This is a genomic window from Bradyrhizobium sp. USDA 3240 (genome assembly GCF_054063295.1).
This window is the reverse complement of record NZ_JBSSGD010000002.1, coordinates 5,380,629-5,402,409: the sequence shown is the minus strand read 5'-3', so window position 1 is coordinate 5,402,409 and position 21,781 is coordinate 5,380,629. Positions and strand designations below refer to the sequence as shown.

15 protein-coding genes are annotated in these 21,781 nt (G+C 65.0%); 7 read left to right on the top strand and 8 right to left on the bottom strand.

The window, feature by feature from the left end:
* Window positions 1–133: 133 nt before the first annotated feature.
* Both ACVIGA_RS26110 and ACVIGA_RS26105 read left to right on the top strand, forming a co-directional pair.
* Window positions 134–1,513, top strand: coding sequence for a leucyl aminopeptidase family protein (locus ACVIGA_RS26110; RefSeq protein WP_456668536.1), 1,380 nt, complete (start codon window positions 134–136; stop codon window positions 1,511–1,513).
* Window positions 1,506–2,348, top strand: coding sequence for a C40 family peptidase (locus ACVIGA_RS26105; RefSeq protein ID WP_456668535.1), 843 nt, complete (start codon window positions 1,506–1,508; stop codon window positions 2,346–2,348). The genes ACVIGA_RS26110 and ACVIGA_RS26105 overlap by 8 nt, the downstream gene beginning before the upstream one ends.
* 135 nt (window positions 2,349–2,483) lie before the next feature.
* Here ACVIGA_RS26105 and ACVIGA_RS26100 read toward each other — a convergent pair whose 3' ends face one another.
* From ACVIGA_RS26100 to ACVIGA_RS26075, 6 genes are all read right to left on the bottom strand, one after another.
* On the bottom strand, window positions 2,484–4,109 hold the full coding sequence (locus ACVIGA_RS26100; RefSeq protein ID WP_456668534.1) for an ABC transporter ATP-binding protein: 1,626 nt from the start codon (window positions 4,107–4,109) through the stop codon (window positions 2,484–2,486).
* A 3-nt stretch (window positions 4,110–4,112) separates the two neighbouring features.
* The gene (locus ACVIGA_RS26095) at window positions 4,113–5,297 is read right to left on the bottom strand and encodes an ABC transporter permease (RefSeq protein WP_223966523.1); all 1,185 of its coding nucleotides are present in this window, start codon (window positions 5,295–5,297) and stop codon (window positions 4,113–4,115) included.
* On the bottom strand, window positions 5,297–6,406 hold the full coding sequence (locus ACVIGA_RS26090) for a microcin C ABC transporter permease YejB (protein ID WP_456668533.1): 1,110 nt from the start codon (window positions 6,404–6,406) through the stop codon (window positions 5,297–5,299). The genes ACVIGA_RS26095 and ACVIGA_RS26090 overlap by 1 nt, the downstream gene beginning before the upstream one ends.
* Window positions 6,407–6,409: 3 nt before the next feature.
* Window positions 6,410–8,281 carry an extracellular solute-binding protein gene (locus ACVIGA_RS26085; protein WP_456668532.1) on the bottom strand — a complete coding sequence of 624 codons (1,872 nt, stop codon included), beginning with the start codon at window positions 8,279–8,281 and terminating at the stop codon, window positions 6,410–6,412.
* 16 nt (window positions 8,282–8,297) lie between these two features.
* Window positions 8,298–10,202 carry an extracellular solute-binding protein gene (locus ACVIGA_RS26080; RefSeq protein WP_456668531.1) on the bottom strand — a complete coding sequence of 635 codons (1,905 nt, stop codon included), beginning with the start codon at window positions 10,200–10,202 and terminating at the stop codon, window positions 8,298–8,300.
* A 215-nt stretch (window positions 10,203–10,417) separates the two neighbouring features.
* The gene (locus ACVIGA_RS26075) at window positions 10,418–10,966 is read right to left on the bottom strand and encodes a c-type cytochrome (protein WP_456668530.1); all 549 of its coding nucleotides are present in this window, start codon (window positions 10,964–10,966) and stop codon (window positions 10,418–10,420) included.
* Window positions 10,967–11,164: 198 nt separating this feature from the next.
* Here ACVIGA_RS26075 and ACVIGA_RS26070 point away from each other — a divergent pair, with 198 nt between their 5' ends.
* Complete coding sequence (locus tag ACVIGA_RS26070; RefSeq protein WP_456668529.1) at window positions 11,165–11,905, top strand: 3-deoxy-manno-octulosonate cytidylyltransferase; 741 nt, start codon at window positions 11,165–11,167, stop codon at window positions 11,903–11,905.
* Window positions 11,906–11,938: 33 nt separating this feature from the next.
* On the top strand, window positions 11,939–12,799 hold the full coding sequence (locus ACVIGA_RS26065) for a prephenate dehydratase (protein WP_456668528.1): 861 nt from the start codon (window positions 11,939–11,941) through the stop codon (window positions 12,797–12,799).
* Between the two features lie 93 nt (window positions 12,800–12,892).
* Here the strand turns inward: ACVIGA_RS26065 and ACVIGA_RS26060 are convergent, their stop codons facing one another.
* Complete coding sequence (locus ACVIGA_RS26060) at window positions 12,893–13,912, bottom strand: LLM class flavin-dependent oxidoreductase (RefSeq protein WP_456668527.1); 1,020 nt, start codon at window positions 13,910–13,912, stop codon at window positions 12,893–12,895.
* Between the two features lie 391 nt (window positions 13,913–14,303).
* On the opposite strand from ACVIGA_RS26060, the gene metF reads away from it, so the two are divergent.
* The 3 genes from metF to maiA all read left to right on the top strand — a co-directional run bounded on the left by metF (window position 14,304) and on the right by maiA (window position 20,062).
* Window positions 14,304–15,218: a methylenetetrahydrofolate reductase [NAD(P)H] gene (metF, locus tag ACVIGA_RS26055; protein ID WP_456668526.1), complete on the top strand. Its 915-nt coding sequence runs from the start codon at window positions 14,304–14,306 to the stop codon at window positions 15,216–15,218.
* A gap of 14 nt (window positions 15,219–15,232) precedes the next feature.
* On the top strand, window positions 15,233–19,087 hold the full coding sequence (metH, locus tag ACVIGA_RS26050; RefSeq protein ID WP_456668525.1) for a methionine synthase: 3,855 nt from the start codon (window positions 15,233–15,235) through the stop codon (window positions 19,085–19,087).
* 309 nt (window positions 19,088–19,396) lie between these two features.
* Entirely contained in the window at window positions 19,397–20,062 is a 666-nt protein-coding gene (gene maiA, locus ACVIGA_RS26045; RefSeq protein WP_456668524.1) for a maleylacetoacetate isomerase, read from the top strand.
* Window positions 20,063–20,650: 588 nt separating this feature from the next.
* Here the strand turns inward: maiA and ACVIGA_RS26040 are convergent.
* Window positions 20,651–21,730, bottom strand: a complete 1,080-nt coding sequence (locus ACVIGA_RS26040) for a Cj0069 family protein (protein WP_456668523.1) — start codon at window positions 21,728–21,730, stop codon at window positions 20,651–20,653.
* Between the last annotated feature and the right edge of the window lie 51 nt (window positions 21,731–21,781).

Sequence of the window (21,781 nt, the reverse complement as noted above, 5' to 3'; positions counted from 1 at the left end):
TGGTTAACTGGCGGCACCGGCGACCGGCGCGCCCGTTCCAAGCGCCGCAGGTCGCGCCAACGCGGGCGCGCTACCGTCCACCGCGAAAGCCGTGTTAGTCACCAGCAACCACGCCAGAACAGCCGAGAGCCGCATGCCATCCGTGTTCGAGACCGCTCCCACGACCGCCGTCACGCCGATCACCTTCGTCACCAAGGCGACATGGGATGCGATCCGCAGCGAGCTGCCGGCAGCGGCGCGCCAGTTCGCGGAGGCCAATGACTTTGCGGCCAAGCCGGGCAAGGCCCTCGCCTTGCCGGCGGCTGACGGCGGCATCGCGCAGATGCTGTTCGGCCTCGAGGACGCCGACCACAAGGCGCGCGATCCGTTCCGTGCCGGCGCCCTGCCCGGCCTGCTGCCGCCGGGCGTCTACCGCTTTGCCAATGCGCCGCATGACACGCGGCTTGCCACGCTCGCCTTCGCGCTCGGCTGCTACCGCTTCGGCCGCTATCGCAAGAACAAGACCCCCGAGGTCCGCCTGGTGCCGCCTGATGGCGTCGACGCTACCGAGATCGCCCGGATGGCGGATGCCGCCGCGCTCGCGCGCGACCTCATCAACACGCCGTCCAACGACATGGGACCGGCCGAGCTCGCCGAAGTGGCGCACGACCTCGCAACGCGGTTCGGCGCCGCCTTCAATTGCATCGACGGCGACGAGCTCGCGCAGAACTTCCCGCTGATCCACGCCGTCGGCATGGCCTCGACGCGCGCGCCGCGGCTGATCGACCTGAGCTGGGGCGATCCAGCCCATCCAAAGGTGACGCTGGTCGGAAAAGGCGTCTGCTTCGACACCGGCGGGCTCGATCTCAAGCCGTCGAGCGGCATGCTGATCATGAAGAAGGACATGGGTGGCGCCGCCAACGTGCTGGCGCTGGCGCAGATGGTGATGGACGCGAAGCTGAAAGTGCGGCTGCGCGTGCTGATCCCGGCGGTCGAGAACGCGGTTGCCGGCAACGCGTTCCGCCCGCTCGACATCTTCAGGTCGCGCAAAGGCATCACCGTCGAGATCGGCAACACCGACGCCGAGGGGCGGCTGGTGCTCGCCGATGCGCTGGCGCTGGCCGACGAGGAGACCCCGGACCTGCTGGTCGATCTCGGCACGCTGACCGGCGCGGCACGCGTGGCGCTCGGCCCGGATTTGCCGCCGTTCTACACCAATGACGAGGCGCTCGCCGGCGACGTTGCGGCTCACGCGCGGAGCGAGAACGACCCGTTGTGGCGGATGCCGCTGTGGCCGGCCTACGATGCCTGGCTCGACTCCAAGACCGCCGACATCACCAACGCGCCGTCGGGCGGTTTCGCGGGCTCGATCACCTGCGCGCTGTTCCTGCAGCGCTTCGTCGAGCACGCCAGGAGCTGGCTGCATGTCGACATCTATGGCTGGACGCCGTCGGCGAAGCCCGGCCGCCCCGAGGGCGGCGAGTGCCAGGCCGCACGCGCGATCTACAAACTGCTGAGCCAGCGCTATGCATGATGCCAGACTGACGCCGGCCCGCGCCGACCTCGCCGCGAAATATCTCGAAGGCAAGGTCAACGCCGCGCGCTTCGTCGACGGCGAGACCTTTGAGATCGGCGATGCCATCGCGCCGCTGCGGCGGGCGCCGACGGCCGATGCCGAACAGATGACGCAGGCACTCAGGGGCGAACGCGTCACGGTGTACGACCGCAACGGCGAAGGCTGGGCCTGGGGCCAGCTCGCCGATGACGGCTATGTCGGCTGGATCGCCGAGGCCGCGCTGACGGCGCCCGGCGCCGCGCCGACGCACAAGGTGACGGCGCTGCGCACGCTGGCGTTCCCGGGTCCGTCGATCAAGCTGCCGCCGGTCGAGGCGCTGGCAATGGGGACCAGGCTCGCAGTCGCCCGCGAGGACGGTCCCTTCGCGGTGACCCGTGAGGGCTGGCATCTGCCGCGCCAGCATCTCGCCGCTCTCGACACGATGGCGCTGGATTTCGTCGCCATCGCCGAGCAGTTCGTCGGCACGCCCTATCTCTGGGGCGGCAAATCGAGCCTCGGCATCGATTGCTCGGGCTTGGTGCAGATCGCGCTGACCGCCGCCGGCACCGGCTGCCCGCGCGACAGCGACATGCAGCAGGACGGGCTCGGCCGCGAATTGACAACGGCGGAATCGAAGCATCTGCAGCGCGGCGACCTGATCTTCTGGAAGGGCCATGTCGCCATCGTGCGCGATGCGACGACGATCGTGCACGCCAATGCGCATCACATGGCAACGGTGGTGGAAAACACATACGCCGCCATCGCGCGGATCAAGGCCGCCGGCAGCGAGGTCGCCGCGATCAAGCGACTTTGATTGGCGCGACGGCGTGTTCCGTCATCCTGAGGAGCGCGAAGCGCGTCTCGAAGGATCGACGGCCCCACTCGGGCCACGCATCCTTCGAGGCTCGCTCCGCTCGCACCTCAGGACGACGTGGAGCGAGAGGGATGCTTACGTCCCCACCGTCCCGTCGCCGGCGGCTTCGATGCGGAACGCGGCGGCGAACAGCGCGCGGGTGTAGTCGCTCTTCGGATTCTTGAACAGCTCGGAGGCCGGCCCCTCTTCCTCGACCTTGCCGGATTTCATCACGATCAGATGGCTCGCGAGCGAGGCCACCACGCGCAGATCGTGCGAGATGAACATGTAGGTGAGATCGCGCTTGCGCTGCAGGTCGCGCAACAGATCGACCATCTGGGCCTGCAGCAGCATGTCGAGCGCACTGGTGGGCTCGTCCAGCACGACGAAGTTCGGCTCCAGCACGACCGCACGCGCAATCGAGATGCGCTGGCGTTGGCCACCGGAGAACTCATGCGGATAGCGGAAGCGCCACTCGGGATCGAGCCCGACATCTTTCAGCGCCTTGATCACCCGCGCCTCGCGCTCCTCGCGCGACAGCTGTTTCTGGTGCACCTCGAGCCCCTCGGCGATGATGTCGGCGACCGACATGCGCGGGCTGAGCGAGCCGAACGGATCCTGGAATACGATCTGCATGTCGCGGCGGAACGGCAGCATCTGCTTGAAACGCAGCCCCTGGATATCCTTGCCGAGGAACACGATCGGGCCATCGGACGAAATCAGCCGGAGCAGCGCCAGCCCGAGCGTGGTCTTGCCGGAGCCGGATTCGCCGACGACGCCGAGCGTCTCGCCCTTGCGCACCGCAAGGCTGACGCCGTCGACCGCCTTGATGTGGCCGACGGTCGAGCGCATCAGTCCGCGCTTGATCGGAAACCAGACCTTGAGATTGTCCGCCGACATCACGACCGGCGCGCCCGGCTGCGGCGGCGCCGGATCTGGCTTCGGCTCGGCCGCCAGCAGCGCCTTTGTATAGGCGTGCTTCGGCGCGGTGAAAACCTGCTCGACCGGGCCCTGCTCGACGATCTTGCCGTTGTTCATGACACAGACGGTGTCGGCGATACGGCGGACGATGCCGAGATCGTGGGTGATGAACAACAGGCTCATGCCAAGCCGGGCGCGGATCTCGGCCAGCAAGGCCAGGATCTGCGCCTGCACGGTGACGTCGAGCGCGGTGGTCGGTTCGTCCGCGATCAAGAGATCGGGTTCGTTGGCAAGCGCCATTGCGATCATCACGCGCTGGCGCTGGCCGCCGGACAATTGATGCGGATAGCTCTTGAGCCGCGTCTCCGGCTCGGGGATGCCGACCTGGCCGAGCAACTCCAGCGTCCGCGCCCGCGCCGCCGCACCGCTGATGCCGCTGTGCAGCGACAGGATCTCGACGATCTGGGATTCGATAGTGTGGAGCGGATTGAGCGAGGTCATCGGCTCCTGGAAGATGATCGAGATGTCGTTGCCACGAATCCCGCGCATCTCGCTTTCCGACGACCCCAAGAGATCGCGGCCCTTGAAACGGATCGCTCCGGAAGGATGCGACGCCGCCGGATAGGGCAGCAGCCTCAACACCGACAGCGCGCTGACCGATTTTCCCGAGCCGGACTCGCCGACCAGCGCCGTGCATTCGCCGCGCTTGATCGAGAAAGAAACGCGATCGACCGCAAGCGAGCGGCCGAAGGCAACCGAGAGGTCGCTGACGTCGAGCAGAGGCTGGTTGGTCGCGTCCATGCGTCAGCCCTTCGAGAACGTCTTGCGCGGATCGAAGGCGTCGCGCGCGGCTTCGCCGATGAAGATCAGGAGCGACAGCATGATCGCGACCGAGAAGAAGCCGGTGAGGCCGAGCCATGGCGCCTGCACATTGGCCTTGCCCTGCGACAGCAATTCACCGAGCGAAGGCGAGCCGGGCGGCAGGCCGAAGCCGAGGAAATCCAGCGCCGTCAGCGTCATCACCGAGGACGAGACGATGAAGGGCAGGAACGTCATGGTCGCGACCATCGCATTCGGCAGCAGATGGCGGAACATGATCACGCGGTTGGAGACGCCGAGCGCACGCGCCGCCTGGATGTATTCGAAGTTGCGGCCGCGCAGGAACTCGGCGCGGACCAGGCCGACCAGCGAGACCCATGAGAACAGCAAGAGGATGCCGAGCAGGATGAAGAAGCCTGGCGGCAGCACCGCCGAGATGATCAGCAGCAGATAGAGCGAAGGGATCGCGGTCCAGATCTCGATGAATCGCTGGAAGCCGAGATCGATCCAGCCACCGAAATAACCCTGCACGCCGCCCGCGGCGATGCCGATGATCGAGGACAGGATGGTCAGCGTCAGGCCGAACAGGACCGAGATGCGGAAGCCGTAGATCAGCCGCGCGACGACGTCACGGCCCTGATCGTCGGTGCCGAGCCAGTTGTATTCGAGGTCGCGGCAGCCGGTCAGCCCCTTCCGCTTCACCACATCCGCGCACTGTTTTTCGGTCAGGAGCCAGGTCGGCTTCGACGGCACCGCAGTCGGCGGGTCGAGATTGCGGCTGTCGTAGGAATAGCGGATCGGCGGCCAGATCATGCTGCCGCCCTTGGCGGCGATCTGCTTCTGCAGATAGGGATCGCGATAGTCGGCCGCGGTCTCGAAGTCGCCGCCGAAGGTGGTCTCGGCATAGGTGAACACCACCGGCCAGTAGAGGTGGCCGTCATATTTGACGACCAGCGGCTTGTCGTTGGCAATGAAATTGGCGAACAACGACGCCACGAACAGGATGAGGAAGATCCAGAACGACCAGTAGCCGCGACGGTTCGCCTTGAAGTTCTGCCAGCGCCGCCTGTTCAGCGGGGACGGCGAGAAGCCGTGGCGTGTGACGGGCACGGCCTCGCCGAGCGGCGATTGCGTCGAGGTCTCGACCGGCTGGGGCGCGAGCAGCGTCATCAGACCTCCCGCGCCTCGAAGTCGATCCGCGGATCGATCCACATATAGGCGAGATCGGAGATCAGATTGACCACCAGTCCGACCAGCGAGAAGATGAACAGCGTTCCGAACACCACCGGATAGTCGCGGTTCAGGACGCTCTCGAAGCCGAGCAGGCCGAGCCCGTCGAGCGAGAAGATGGTCTCGATCAGCAGCGAGCCCGAGAAGAAGGCGTGGATGAACGCGCCCGGGAAGCCCGCAATCACGATCAGCATGGCGTTGCGGAAGATGTGGCCGTACAGCACCTGGTTCTCGCTGCAACCCTTGGCGCGGGCGGTCATCACATATTGCTTGCGGATCTCGTCGAGGAACGAATTCTTGGTGAGCAAGGTCATCGTCGCGAAGGCGCCGAGCGCCATCGACACCAGCGGCAGCGTCAGGTGCCAGAAATAGTCGATGATCTTCCAGTACCAGGGAAATTGAGACCAGCCGTCCGAAGTGAGGCCGCGCAGCGGGAAGATATTGAGGAACGAGCCGCCGGCAAACAGCACGATCAACAGGATCGCGAACAGGAAGCCCGGAATCGCAAAGCCGATGATGATCACGGCCGAGGTCCAGGTGTCGAACCGCGAGCCGTCCTTCACCGCCTTGCGGATGCCGAGCGGGATCGAGATCAGATAGGTCAGCAGCGTCATCCAGATGCCGAGCGACATCGAGACCGGCAGCTTCTCCTTGATCAACTGGAGCACGCTGACACTGCGGAAATAGCTCTGGCCGAAATCGAAGCGCGCGAAATTCCAGACCATCAGCGCGAACCGCTCCGGCGCCGGCTTGTCGAAGCCGAACTGCACCTCGAGCTTCCTGATGAAATCGGGATCGAGCCCCTGCGCGCCGCGATATTTCGAATTGGCGGCGCCGGCCGCCCCCGCGCCCTGGCCGCGCTGCGCGCCGAAATCGCCGCCGCCACCCGAGACGCGCGAGGTGCCGCCGGTGTCGGCGCCATTGATCTGCGCGATGACGCGCTCGACCGGACCGCCGGGAGCAAACTGCACGACTACGAAGGAGACGAACAGGATGCCGAGCAGCGTCGGCAGCATCAGGAAGATACGTCGGGCGATATAGGCGCTCATCAGCTACTTCGCCTGCTCGAGCTTCGCGGCCTTGGCGGCATCGTACCACCAATTCTCCGGCGCACCGACGCCCTGGGTATATTTTGCCAGCTTCTCGGTATGCCCGAACTGATCCCAATAGGCGATCGGATGCGTGTTGCGGTACCATTGCGGCACCCAGTAGCGACCGGCGCGAAACACGCGGTCGAAGGCGCGGCAAGCGACCGTCAGCTCATGGCGGTTGTTCGCGCCGATGATCTTCTCGATCAACGCATCGATCGCAGGATTGGCGATGCCAGCGAGATTGTAGGAGCCCTTGGTCTTCGCCGCCTGCGAGGAAAAGAACGGACGCATGCTGTCGCCCGGCGTCGCCGAGGCGCTGAAGCGCTCCATGGTCATGTCGAAATCGAAGTCCTCGACCCGGGCGCGATACTGCACTGCATCGACCAGGCGGAATGTCGCGTCGATGCCGAGCGTGCCGAGATTCTTGATGTACGGCCCATGGTGCGGTTGCAGCGACGGCTCGTCGTTGAGGAATTCGATGGTAATGGGCGTGCCGTTCGGCAGCATGCGCTTGCCGTCCTTGATGACACAGCCGGCCTCGTTGAGCAGCTGCACCGCCTTGCGCAGCAGCGCGCGATCCTGACCGGAGCCGTCCGACATCGGCGGCACGAACGGCAAGCCGAACACCTCGTCGGGTACCTGGCCGCGGAACGGCTCGAGCAACGCAAGCTCCTCCGGCGGAGGCGGCCCCTCCGCCACCATGTCCGAGTTCTGGAACGGCGAGACGGTGCGCGCATAGGCATCGTACATGATGGTCTTGTTGGTCCACTCGAAGTCGAAGGCGCAGATCAGCGCCTCGCGCACGCGTGGATCCCTGAACTTGTCGCGGCGCATGTTGATGAACCAGCCCTGCGCACCGGACGGCGTGTCGTCGGGCAGCGTCTCGCGCTTGACCCGGCCGTCCTTGACCGCGGGGAAATCGTAGCGCGTCGCCCAGACCCGCGCGGTGAACTCCTCGCGGAACAGATAGCTCTTCGAGGTGAAGCCCTCGAACGCCACGTCGCGGTCGCGATAGAATTCGTAGCGCACGGTGTCGAAATTGTAGCTGCCGCGATTGACCGGAAGATCGGCGCCCCACCAGTCCTTGACGCGGTCGTATTCGACGTAGCGATTGACCTCGAACCGGCCGACCTTGTACGGCCCCGAGCCGAGCGGCGCATCGAGCGTCGATTCCTCGAACGCGCGCGTCGCGTAGTAGGCCTTCGAGAAAATCGGCAGGCTCGCGACATAGAGCGGCACGTCGCGCGCGCGCCCCGCTGCGAAGGTCACCACCACGGTCGCGTCATCGGGCGCCTCGGCCTTGACGAAGTCGCGGAGCTGCACCTGGATCAGCGGGTGCCCCTTTTCCTTCAGCGTATTAAGCGAGAAGGCAACATCCTGCGCGGTCAGCTTCGAGCCGTCATGGAAGCGCGCTTCGGAGCGCAAGGTGAAGCGATAGGTCAGCTTGTCGGGCGATATCTGCACGGACTTCGCGGCAAAGCCGTACATCGCGTCGGGCTCGTCATTGGCGCGCGACATCAGCGCCGCGAACGTCATGTCCATGCCCTGCGCACCTTCGCCCTTCAGGACATAAGCGTTCAGCGAGTTGAAGGTGTAGTAGGACTGGTTGTAGGCCCGCACCCACGGAATCACCGAGAAGGCGCCGCCCTTCGGCGCTTTCGGATTGACGTAGTCGAAGATCTGGAAATCCGCGGGATATTTCAGGTCGCCGAACACCGACATGCCGTGCATTTCGGTTCCGTTGTCGGCCGCCGCCGGTGCAGCACGCAAGCTTGCAGCACTCAACGCACCGATGCCGAGGCCGAGTGCGTGCCGACGGGAGAATAGCGCCATGCGCGGATCCTTGAGCTTATGAACGCTTGAGCTTGGCTGCCTTGTCGGCGTCGTACCACCAAAGATTTGGGAATCCTGAAACCGCGTATTTCGGCAGCGGATCGGGATGGCTGAAGCGATCCCAATAGACATAGCGCTGCTTGTCGTAATTGAAGTGTGGAACGCAATAGAAGTTCCAGAGCAAGACCCTGTCCAGCGCCTTGGCGGCGGCGATCTGATCGGCGCGGCTGTTGGCGAAGATGATGCGCTCGATGATGGCATCGACGGCCGGATTCTTGATGCCGGGAAGATTGTTCGAGCCCGGTCGGTCGGCAGCCTGCGAACCGAAATTGTCGCGCTGCTCGTTGCCGGGCGAGATCGACTGTCCCCACACCTGGGTGACCATCTCGAAATCGAAATCGCGTACCCGGTTCTGGTACTGCACGGTGTCGACGGCGCGCAGATTGACGGTGATGCCGAGGCGCTCCAGGCTCGGCTTGTAGAACAGCGTGATCCGCTCCATGCCGGAATCGCCGCTGTTGCCGAGGATCTCGACCGTAAACGGCTGGCCCGAGGAATCGACCAGCTTGCGATCGCGGATCTCGAAGCCGGCTTCCTTCAGCAGCCGCGTCGCCTCGCGCAGATTGGCGCGGACATTTTCCGGCGTGCCGCCGACCGGGTTCGTGTAGGGCGTGGTGAAGACTTCCGGCGGCACCTTGTCGCGCACCGTCTCCAGGAGCTCGAGCTCCTTGCCTTCCGGCAGGCCGGTCGCCATCAGATCGGGGATGCCGTCGAAATAGCTGGAATCGCGATGGTACTCGCCGGTCGAGAGGACACGGTTCATCTCTTCGAAATCGAACGCGTAGTTGAAGGCGCGGCGCAGCCTGGGGTCCGCGAATTTCGGACGCCGCAGGTTGAACACCCAGCCCTGCATCCGGCCTTGGTTGCGGACGGTGAAGAGCTCCTTGAGCAGCCGGTTCTCGCGCACCGGGGGAACGTCGTAGGCCGACGCCCATTCCTTGGCGCTGCGCTCGTTGTACCAATCGAACCCGTCGGCCTTCAGCGCCTCGCGCGCGACGGTGTCGTCGCGGAAATATTCGTAGCGCAGCTCGTCGAAATTGTTCTGTCCGATTGCGATCGGAATGTCCTTGCCCCAGTAATCCTTGACGCGCTCGAGCACGACCGATCGTCCGGCGACGAATTCCTTGATCTTGTAGGGGCCAGACCCAAGCGGCGGCTCCAGCGTGCTCGCGGTGATGTCGCGCTTCTTGCCCTGCGCGTCGGTGCCCTCCCACCAATGCTTGGGCAGGATGACGAGCTGACCGGTGATCATCGGCAGCTCGCGGTTGCCCGGGCTGTCGAAGGTGAACTTGACGTCGCGATCGCCGATCTTCTCGGCCTTCGCGATATGCCGGTAGTAGGCACTGAACATCGGGCTGTTCGCCTTCAGTGCCTCGAAGGAGAAGATGACGTCTTCAGGCGTGACCGGCTTGCCGTCGTGCCAGCGCGACCCGGGACGCAGGCGATAGATCACGTAGGAGAAATCGTCGGGAAAGGCTGCGCCCTCGGCGAGCTCGCCGTAATAGGTATCGGGCTCGTCGAGCGAGGCTTCCATCAGCGAGTCGTAGATGCGGGCGACCGCCGCGGCGACCGTGCCCTTCAATCCCGCAACGACCAGGTTGAAGCTGTCATAGGTGCCGGGCTGGAACAGCCGCACCACGCCACCCTTCGGCGCGTCCGGCTTGACGTAATCGTAGCGCTTGAAGTCGGCCGGGTACTTGATTTCGCCGTAGGTGGAGAGGCCGTGACGCCATTTCAGCCCGTTGGGTGCGTCGTCGGCGAACGCCGGCGTGATCGCCGACAGGCCAGAGTTCAGTCCGAGCGCCGGAGCGAGTGCCGCCAGTGCGCTGCCTTGAAGGAGGTGTCGTCGGGTGATCGCCAAATTCGGTGTTCCTGCTTGCGGCCCCGGTTACATGGGACCCAATATAAGGCAACGGTTCGACAAATTACGTTGCTTTTTCCTCATGATATTGGCCCGGGAACAATATCGGTGCGGCGAAACGTCCCGATAACAACCCCGCGACAACGGATTCCCCATGCGAAAACGGCCAGGCATTGCCTGGCCGTTTCATCCACATGGTTGCGCGAAGCAATTCGTTACTTCGAAGCGGTTGGGAGCGGAGCCGGATGCTCCGAGTTCGAATTCAGATAGGCGATGATGTCGGCGCGCTCGCTGTCCTTCGGTACGCCGGCGAAGCCCATCGCGGTGCCGGGGACGAAGCCCTTCGGGTTGGTCAGGAACTTGTTGAGGTCGTCGAACGACCAGTCGCCGCCCTTGCCCTTCATCGCGGCCGAGAAATTGAAGCCACGGCCCTCGCCCTTCTTCTCGCCGACGATACCGAACAGGTTCGGACCGACGCGGTTCGGGCCGCCCTTCTCGAAGGTATGGCAGGCCTGACACTTCTTGGCGGCGGCTGCGCCCTTCTCGGCGGAAGCGGTCTGCAGCAGCTTCTCGATCGGCTCGGAGGCAGCCGCTGCGGCCTCGCCGCCACCGCCATGGGACTCTTCCTTCACCGCGATCTCAAAACCCGGCTTCTCCGGCATCTTGGCCGAAAAGACCGATCCGGCGGCAAAGCTCATCACCAGAACGACGATGCAGGTGCCGAGAACCGCACCGAGGATTTTGTTGAGTTCGAAGGAGTCCATTTCGGTCAGGCTCCGGGCCTTGAATGTCGACTTCAGGCCGAGAATACGGCCGCGGGGAAAGACCTGGGAATCGGCCTTATCGCACCGCCCCAAGCAGGGTTGAGATATCGGTTTGCCCGCGCTCTGGCAACCCGTATAAACGCGCCGAATTCAACCTGCTCCCCGCCAATTTCCGCAGGCCGGACGGCCCCGACACGAATGACCCAACTCCGTACCTTGGTGCTGATTCCAGCCCGCATGGCCGCCACGCGCCTGCCTGGCAAACCGCTGCTCGATATCGCGGGCCGGCCTATGATCGTCCATGTGCTGCGGCGGGCTGAGGCGGCCGGGATCGGCCGGGTCGCGGTCGCAACCGACACGCCCGAGATCGCAGCTGCGGTGAAGGCTGCCGGCGGCGAGGTGGTGATGACCCGCCCAGACCATCCGTCCGGCTCGGACCGGATCCATGAAGCGATGACGATCCTCGACCCGGGTGGCGCTGCCGAGATCGTGGTCAATTTGCAGGGCGATTTCCCGACCATCACGCCCGAGACGATCCAGAGCGTGATGCCGCCGCTCGCCGACCCCACCGTCGACATCTCCACCCTGGCCTCGCGCATCCATAGCGAGGAGGAGGACCGGGCCCCCAGCGTCGTCAAGGCGGTCGGCTCGCCGATCGGCGCCAACCGGCTGCGCGCGCTCTATTTCACCCGCGCTACCGCGCCCCATGGCGATGGGCCGCGCTACCATCATATCGGCCTCTATGCCTACCGGCGTGCCGCCTTGGAGCGGTTCGTCCGGCTGCCGCCCTCGCCGCTGGAGCAGCAGGAGAAGCTCGAGCAGCTGCGGGCGCTGGAGGCGGGGATGCGGATCGACATCACCATCGTCGACACCGTGCCCCGCGGCGTCGACACCCCGGCCGACCTCGAAACCGCCCGCAGAATACTTTCCAAAGACTGAGTGGGTGCTAAAAGGCCCGCCAGGAAAGAACCCATGACCAAGAAACTGAAAATCGCATTCCAGGGCGAGCCTGGCGCCAATTCCCACATCGCGATCGTCGAGGCCTATCCCGACGCCGAGCCGATGCCCTGCCCGACCTTCGAGGACGCGCTGGCCGCGATTTCCTCCGGCGAGGCTGATCTCGGCATGATCCCGATCGAGAATTCGGTCGCCGGCCGCGTCGCCGACATCCATCATCTCCTGCCGGCCTCGGGCCTGTTCATCGTCGGCGAATGGTTCTTGCCGATCCGCCACCAGTTGATGGCGGTTAAGGGCACCAAGCTCGCCGATATCAAGAGCGTGGAGAGCCACGTCCACGCGCTCGGCCAGTGCCGGCGCATCATCCGCAAGCTCGGCATCCGATCGATCGTCGCCGGCGACACCGCCGGCAGCGCCCGCGACATCTCCGAGCGCGGCGACAAGAGCGTGGCGGCGATCGCCTCGCGCCTCGCCGCCGATATCTATGGCCTCGATATTCTCGCCGAGGACATCGAGGACGAGGCCCACAACACCACCCGCTTCGTGGTGCTGGCGCGCGAGGCCAAATGGGCCGAGCAAGGCTCGGGGCCGCTGGTCACCAGTTTTGTTTTCCGGGTGCGCAATCTGCCCGCCGCGCTCTACAAGGCACTTGGCGGCTTCGCCACCAACGGCGTCAACATGACCAAGCTCGAAAGCTACATGGTCGACGGCAATTTCTTCGCCACGCAATTCTATGCCGATGTCGACGGTCATCCTGACGACCGCGGATTAGCCTTCGCGCTGGAAGAGCTGAAGTTCTTCTCGCGCGAATTCCGCATCGTCGGCGTCTATCCCGGCCATCCGTTCCGCGCGACGTTTAGCGAAACGCAGGCCTGAGGTTGAAAAACGTCATTCCGGGGCGATGCGGAGCATCGAACCCGGAATCTCGAGGTTCCGGGTTCACGCTTCGCGTGCCCCGGAACGACAGCATCAAGTGGCAATCCCCTTCTGCAAGCCGAACGCCTCGGCAAGCAGGCTGTACGACTTCTTCCGCGCCGCGTGATCGTAGACTGCGGTGATCACCATCAACTCGTCCGCCTGGCTCGCCGTGATCAGCGGCTCCAGCTTGGTCATCACGGTTGCGGGGCTGCCGACGAACAGTCGCGCGCGGTTGCGCGCGATCGAGGCGCGCTCGGCGTCGGTGTAGGGAAAGGCCTCTGCCTCCTCGACGCTCGGCAGCGGCAGATACTGGCCGCGATCGCGGCGCAGCCGGTTGAGGTCCATCGACATCGCAAGCCGCTCGGCTTCCGCGTCGGTCTCAGCCGTGACGACCGCGACCGCCAGGATCGACTGCGGCGTCGCGCGCCAGCCCGACGGCTTGAAATGCGCGCGATAATTCGTCATCGCCGCGATTGCGTCGTGAGTGGCAAAATGATGCGCGAACGCAAAGCCCATCCCGACCTCCGCGGCGAGCTCGGCGGAATAATCGCTCGAGCCGAGCAACCAGATCGGCGGCAGCGGCGAATCGTCCGGCATCGCCACCACATTGTTGTAGGGATGGCCGGCAGGGAAATCGCGCGTCTCCCAAAGCGTCAACTCATGCAGCCGCTCGAGGAAATCGTCGCCCTCGCGGCGATCGAGCCGGCTGCGCAGCGCGTAAGCGGTGGCGCCGTCTGTGCCGGGCGCACGGCCGAGACCAAGATCGATGCGGCCGGGAAACAGCGCCTCCAGCATCTTGAAGCGCTCGGCGATCACAAGCGGCGCATGATTCGGCAACATCACATCGCCCGAGCCGACCCGGATATGCTCCGTCACCGCCGCAATCTGCCCGATCATCAGATCGGGCGCCGGGCTCGCGACCGAGGCGAGGTTATGGTGCTCGGCGAGCCAATATCTGACGTAGCCGAGACCATCGACATGGCGCGCCAGGTCGATGCTGTTGCGGAGCGCAGCGGCGGGCCGGGTGCCAGTGGTGACGACAGACAGGTCGAGGACGGAGAGCGGCATCATGACCAACAACCTAATAGGGCGCCACGAGGCGACAAAGACGCCCGCCGCGCAGAGCAGTCCCGCACCGGAAAATCGGCGCTGGTCATTGCGGCTCTTGGGACGAAATACGAAGATTCGTTGACACGTCGCCCTGCCCACGGCCGATTCGAACATCCAATCGGTTGCGGATTCGAATTTTTATCAATATAGTTCAATGCAGTAACCCTACTATTCGCCGATTGAAGACGCAGCCCACCACCCGTCCTCGATCGCTCATTTTTGCCGCATCTTCGGCTCCAATGGGCAATTTCCCATATCCGATGGGCTGTTTCGGCCCACCGGTTTCGCCTATCTTGGGGCCTCCATATCCAGGCCGGACGTCTGCCCTCCAGTTGCGGAGCCCTTGCGTATCATGACCGAGACCATTTCCTCCCTGCCGAACGGGCAGCGCGCGCCGAAAACGCCGAAAATCTCCTTCGAGTTCTTCCCGCCGAAGACCGAGGAGATGGAGCGCAATCTCTGGGAGACCATCAATCGTCTGGCGCCGCTGACGCCGAACTTCGTCTCGGTGACCTACGGCGCCGGCGGCTCGACGCGCGAGCGCACCCATTCCACCATCAGTCGCATCCTGCGCGAGACCGATCTGCTGCCGGCCGCGCATCTGACCTGCGTCAGCGCCTCGCGCAGCGAGATCGACGAGATCGTCGATCGCTATCATGAGGTCGGCGTTCGCCACATCGTGGCGCTGCGCGGCGATCCGCCCGGCGGCATCGGCACGCCCTACTTCACCCATCCCGATGGCTACCAAAGCTCCGCCGAGCTCGTCGCCGCCATCAAGAAGCGCCACGCCGACATCGAGATCTCGGTGTCCGCCTATCCGGAGAAGCATCCGGAAGCCACCGATTTCGACGCCGACATCGACACGCTGAAGGCCAAGGTCGATGCCGGCGCGACGCGCGCGATCACCCAGGTGTTCTTCGACAACGACCTCTATCATCGCTACGTCGACAGGGTGCGGGCGCGCGGCATCGAGATTCCGATCGTGCCCGGCATCATGCCGATGCACAATTTCAGGCAGGCCCGCAACTTCGTGACGCGCGCCGGCACCAGCGTGCCGGACTGGCTCGCCGAGAAGTTCGAGGGTCTCGACAACGATGCCGAGACCCGCAAGCTGGTGGCGGCCACCGTCGCCGCCGGCCAGGTGCAGAAGCTGTTCAAGCACGGCGTCGACACCTTCCACTTCTACACCATGAACCGCGCGGACCTCGTGTTCGCGATCAGCCACCTGCTCGGCATCCGGCCGACCGGTGCCCAAAAAGCTGCCTGACCAGAAAGCAATCGATGTCCGTTCCCGTTTCTCCCAAGCGTAACGCTTTGCTCGCGGCTGCCCGCGAGCGCATCCTGGTCCTCGACGGCGCCATGGGCACGATGATCCAGGGCCTGCAGTTCGACGAAGCCGCCTTCCGTGGGGCGCGCTTTGCGGACTTCCACCGCGACATCAAGGGCAACAACGATCTCCTGATCCTGACCCAGGCTGAGGCGATCACGGACATCCACGCCGCCTATTTGCGTGCCGGTGCCGACATCGTCGCGACCAACACCTTCTCCTCGACCTCGATCGCGCAGGCCGACTACGACATGTCGGATCTCGCCTATGAGCTCAACCTGCAGGGTGCGCGGCTGGCGCGCACGGCCGCCGAACGGGTCAGCGCCGAGGACGGCAAGCAGCGCTTCGTTGCCGGCGCGCTCGGCCCGACCAACCGCACCGCCTCGATCTCGCCCGACGTCTCCAATCCCGGCTATCGCGCGGTGACCTTCGACGATCTGCGCAAGGCCTATGGCGAGCAGGCCAAGGGCCTGCTCGACGGCGGCGCCGACCTGCTGCTGGTCGAGACCATCTTCGACACCCTGAACGCAAAAGCTGCGCTGTACGCGATCGCCGAGCTCATCGAGGAGCGCGGCGTCGACGTGCCCGTGATGATTTCCGGCACCATCACCGACAAGTCCGGCCGGCTGCTCTCCGGGCAGTTGCCGGAGGCGTTCTGGCATTCGGTGCGGCACGCCAAGCCGATCACGATCGGCTTCAACTGCGCGCTCGGCGCCGAGGATCTGCGCGCACACATTGCCGATATCGGCCGCGTCGCCGACACGCTGGTCTGCGCCTATCCGAATGCCGGCCTGCCCAACGAGTTCGGCCAGTATGACGAGACGCCGGACTACATGGCGCGGCTGATCGGCGAATTCGCCGCTGCCGGCCTCGTCAACATCGTCGGCGGCTGCTGCGGCACCACGCCCGACCATATCGCGGCGATCGCCAGGGCCGTCGCCCCGCACAAGCCGCGCGTCGTGCCCGAGATCGAACCGCGGCTCAAGCTTTCCGGCCTCGAGCCGTTCACGCTGACCGATGCAATCCCGTTCGTGAACGTCGGCGAGCGCACCAACGTCACCGGCTCGGCGCGCTTCCGCAAGCTGATCACCGCGGGCGACTACACCGCAGCACTTCAGGTCGCGCGCGACCAGGTCGAGAACGGCGCCCAGGTCATCGACGTCAACATGGACGAGGGTCTCCTCGATTCCGAAGCGGCGATGGTGACGTTCCTCAACCTCGTCGCCGCCGAGCCCGACATCGCGCGGGTGCCCGTGATGGTCGACTCCTCGAAATTCCACGTCATCGAGGCCGGCCTGAAATGCATCCAGGGCAAGCCGATCGTGAACTCGATCTCGATGAAAGAAGGCGAGGAGAAATTCCTGCACGAGGCGACGGTCGCCAAGCGTCACGGCGCCGCCGTGGTGGTGATGGCGTTCGACGAGACCGGCCAGGCCGACACGTTCGCGCGCAAGACCGATATCTGCAAGCGCGCCTACGACCTGCTGGTTCGCAAGCTCGACTTCCCGCCCGAGGACATCATCTTCGATCCGAATATCTTTGCGATCGCGACCGGCCTCGAGGAGCACAACAATTACGGCGTCGACTTCATCGAGGCGACGCGCTGGATCCGGCAGAACCTGCCCGGCGCGCACATCTCTGGCGGCGTCTCCAACCTCTCGTTCTCGTTCCGCGGCAACGAGCCGGTGCGCGAGGCGATGCACTCGGTGTTCCTGTATCACGCCATCCATGCCGGCATGGACATGGGCATCGTCAATGCCGGGCAGATGATCGTCTATGATGACATCGATCCCGAGTTGCGCCAGACCTGCGAGGACGTGATCCTCAACCGCGACCCCGGCGCGTCCGAGCGGCTCTTGGCGCTGGCCGAGAAATTCCGCGGCAAGGAGAAGCAGACCAAGGAGCAGGATCTCGCCTGGCGCGAATGGCCGGTCGAGAAGCGGCTGTCGCATGCGCTGGTGCACGGCATCACCGAGTTCATCGAGGCCGACACCGAGGCCGCGCGCCAGAACGCCACCCGTCCGCTCGACGTCATCGAGGGGCCGCTGATGGCCGGCATGAACGTGGTCGGCGACCTGTTCGGCGACGGCAAGATGTTCCTGCCGCAGGTCGTGAAATCGGCGCGCGTGATGAAGCAGGCGGTCGCCTATCTGATGCCGTACATGGAGGAGGAGAAGGCCCGCAACCTCGCCAACGGCATCACCGGCGGCCGCAACGCCGCGGGCAAGATCGTGCTCGCGACGGTGAAGGGCGACGTCCACGACATCGGCAAGAACATCGTCGGCATCGTGCTCCAGTGCAACAATTTCGAGGTCATCGACCTCGGCGTCATGGTGCCCGCCAACAAGATCATCGAGACCGCGAAGGCCGAGGGCGCCGACATTATCGGCCTGTCCGGCCTGATCACGCCCTCGCTCGACGAGATGAGCTTCCTCGCCGGCGAGCTGGAACGGCTGGGCATGAACGTGCCGCTGCTGATCGGCGGCGCCACCACGAGCCGCGTGCATACCGCCGTCAAGATCGACCCGAACTATCCGGGCGGCCCGGTCGTGCATGTCAATGACGCGAGCCGCGCCGTAGGCGTCGCCTCCTCGCTGCTGTCGGCCGAGAAGAAGCAGGCCTATGCCGCCGAGGTGCGCGCCGAATACGCAAAAATCTCGACGGCGCATTTCCGCGCCCAGGCCGACAAAAAGCGGCTGAAGCTGAACGTCGCCCGCGCCAACAAGGTCGCGATCGACTTTGCGGCAGCGCCGCCGAAGAAGCCGGCCTTCTTCGGGCTGAAGAGTTTTGACGCCTACGATCTCGCCGAGCTGGCCGACTACATCGACTGGACGCCGTTCTTCCAGACCTGGGAATTGACCGGCCGCTACCCGGCGATCCTCGACGACCCCAAGGTCGGCGAGGTCGCGCGCTCGCTCTATGCCGACGCGCGCAAGATGCTCGACACGATCATCCAGGAGAAGTGGTTCACTGCGCGGGCCACCATCGGCTTCTGGCCGGCGAACGCCGTCGGCGACGACATCGAGGTCTATGCCGACGAGACGCGGAAGCAAAAGATCGCGACCTTCCACACGCTGCGCCAGCAGCTGGAGAAGCGCGAGGGCCGCTTCAACGCCGCGCTGTCCGATTTCGTCGCGCCGGTCGAAACCGGCGTGCCGGACTATATCGGCGGCTTCGTCGTGACTGCCGGCATCGGCGAGGACGCGGTCGCCGACCGCTTCAAGAACGCCAATGACGATTACTCCTCGATCCTGTGCAAGGCGCTGGCCGATCGCCTCGCGGAAGCCTTTGCCGAGCGCATGCACCAGCGTGTGCGCAAGGAGTTCTGGGGTTATGCGCCCGACGAGACGTTCGCGGCGGACGAATTGATCCTCGAGAAATACGACGGCATCCGTCCCGCGCCCGGCTATCCGGCGCAGCCCGATCACACCGAAAAGCGCACGCTGTTCGCGCTGCTCGATGCCGAGAACACGTCCGGCGTGAAGCTGACCGAGAGCTTTGCGATGTGGCCGGGCTCGTCGGTCTCCGGCCTGTATTTCTCGCATCCCGAAAGCTTCTATTTCGGCGTCGGCAAGATCGAGCGCGACCAGGTCGAGGACTATGCCGCACGCAAGGCCATGACGGTCGCCGAGATCGAGCGCTGGCTCGCGCCGGTCTTGAACTACATCCCCTCGCAGGACGGCGCGAAGGGCCAGGCAATCGCGCCCGCCGCGACACCCGCCAATGACGAGGAACTGGCTTCGCATCCGCAGGGCTGCACCTGCGCGGTGCACTTGGCCTGGCGGAAGAAGAAGGTGGGTGCGGGGTAGACCTTTCACCCTCCCCCTGGAGGGGGAGGGTCGGTGCACATGGAGCGAAGCGGAATGCGCGCCGGGGTGGGGTGATCCCTCCACTCGGGCACCGCTCCAGCGGAGGGACCGTCACCTCACCCCGGATCGCATCGTTCCAAGCGATGCGCTACGACCCTCCCCCTCCAGGGGAAGGTGAAGCACCCGTAGCCCGGATGCAGCGAAGCGCAATCCGGGATAGACTGCGACAGAACGATGACCGGTCCCGGACTTCGCTTGCGCTTGATCCGGGCAGCGGCCGCAATCGTCTGGCGCAGTGAGAATTTCCCCATGCAATTCTTCTCCTTCTGGCGATCGCTGGCGAGCTTCCGGGTGCGGATTGCGCTCAATCTGAAGGGCGCGCCGGCGGAGGTCGTGTTCGTCGACATCGATGGGGACGCGCATCGCGCCGACGCCTACCGCAAGATCAATCCGCAGATGGCGCTGCCGGCGCTGGTGACCGACGATGGCACGGTGCTGTTCCAGTCGCTCGCGATCATCGACTATCTCGACGAGACCTACCCGAGCCCACCGCTGCTGCCACCAGATGCGCTCGGCCGCGCCCGGGTGCGCGGGCTGGCGCTGATCGTCGCCTGCGAGGGCCATCCGCTGCTGACGCCGCGGGTGCGCCGCTATCTCGATCGCGAGCTCGACCTGCGCGACAGCCAGCAGAACGCGTGGCGGCGGCACTGGACGATCGAGACGCTGGCGGCGCTCGAGGGCCACCTCGCCGGCCACAAGGCAACCGGCCAGTTCTGTCATGGCGATGCGCCGACGCTTGCCGACATCTGCCTGGTCGGCCATGTCACGGCGGCGATCAACCAGCAGATCAGCCTGTCGCCCTGGCCGACCGTGAAGCGCATCCACGACACCGCGATGGCGCTGCCGGCGTTTGCGAAAGCGCATCCCTCCGCGCAGCCGGATACGCCCGAGGCGATGCGGGCGAAGGCAACGTAGGGAATCTCCGCATCGTCGTCCTGGCGAAAGCCAGGACCCATACGCCGCAGCGGATGCTGTGAGCGGGACTCGTCGTTCGAGCGTCACACAACAATACGCATTTGGGGTAATGGGTCCTGGCTTTCGCCAGGACGACGATGAGGATGGATCGCAGTTCAAGACGTCAAACAACGTGGTGTCATCACCCACGCATGCGGGTGATCCAGTATTCCAGAGGCGCCAGTGCTTGAGTCGCGATGCCGCATCGCCCTCCAGGCGTCGTCCCGGCGAAGGCCGGGACCCACGCCGCGGGGGCTTGCTCCGTCGAGCAGCTCAGTGGCACACGCGCGTGAGGGAGGCATCGGCGGAGGGGCTCCCTCCCCCCTTGTGGGGAGGGTTAGGGAGAGGGGTGCCACACGACGTGCTCTCTCCGTATCGTTACGACGACAAGCGAACAAGTTGCGGGAGTGATGCGCTCGTCGATCATCTCGCCCGGGGCCACCCCTCTCCCCACCCTCTCCCACAAGGGGAGAGGGAGCCTGAGAGGCGTGCTCACCCGACGTGGCGTAGGGCCTGGATAATGAGACCTCGCCCATCAGCGGCACTGCGCTATCGTCCAGCATCGCTCTCCATGTTCCGACCAACGCGATCGCTGACCGTCCGTGCGATCGTCGCCGGCGCCTCGTCGGGAATCGCAAAGCACGAGCTCGCATTGATCTCGCAGAGCACATAGCTGTCGGCGCCATCGGCATCGCGCGGACCATAGAGGAAATCCGCATCCCAGATCACCGGCAGCGACGCTTCATCGATCGCCAGCGTCGCCATCAACCCTGGAATCCATTCGTCCTCCATCAGCCGCCGCAGCGTCTGGAATTGCGGAGCATCAGGACCGTGCATGATGCGCGGTCCGGGTTGAGCTTGCGGTGAATCCGGACCTTCCGGCGGCGGCGGGATCAGGGCCTTGATCAGTTGGTGTCCGAAGCCCGCGACCTTCGATCCGCTCACATAGCAACGGATCATGCCCTCGGGCAGCCGAGGCTGGAATGCCTGATCGATGATGCAGCCGCCCCAGCCGAAATACGGCTCGCAGCGCGCCATGAAAGCGTCCAGCGGCATCTCCTCGGGCTGGCTGCCGCGCAGCGCGTGGAGCACGCGGACGGTCGCCTCCACATTCGGCAAGGCTTCGACCTTCCAGACGCCCTGCCCGCCATTGCCACGGTTCTGCTTGAGCACGCGCGGCCCGGCCGTACGAAGGCGCGATGGGAATTCGGCGCGGAAAGCGTCCGCGGTGGCGTATCGATGCGTGTCGGCGCCCCAGCCCAGATGACGCGTCCGGAAGAGCACGTCCTTGACACCCATCTTGAGGATGATGTCGGGATGCGCACTGACCCACGGACGTTTCGTCGCGACCTCGCGCAGCAGCGGATCGAGCGCCGCGCGGGTCTTGCCCTGATGGATCGGATCGACCCAGACCAGAACGCCGTCCATGGTCAGCAGCTGGTCGCGGACGAGATCGGCAAAGGTCTCGTCATAGACCACGGGGAAAGCCTCGATGCCGGAAGCAACGAGCGCTTCGAAGACGCGAACGAAACGGCTGTTCTGCGCCGTTGTCTCCTGCCGCGCCGCGGCGTCGCCACGCCACAGGATGGCGATTTTAGAACGATGGGATGTGTGCTGATCGGTGTCCATAACAAGCTCCACGACGTGAGTGTCGCGCAGAGCTTGGACCGAGGTCTCACG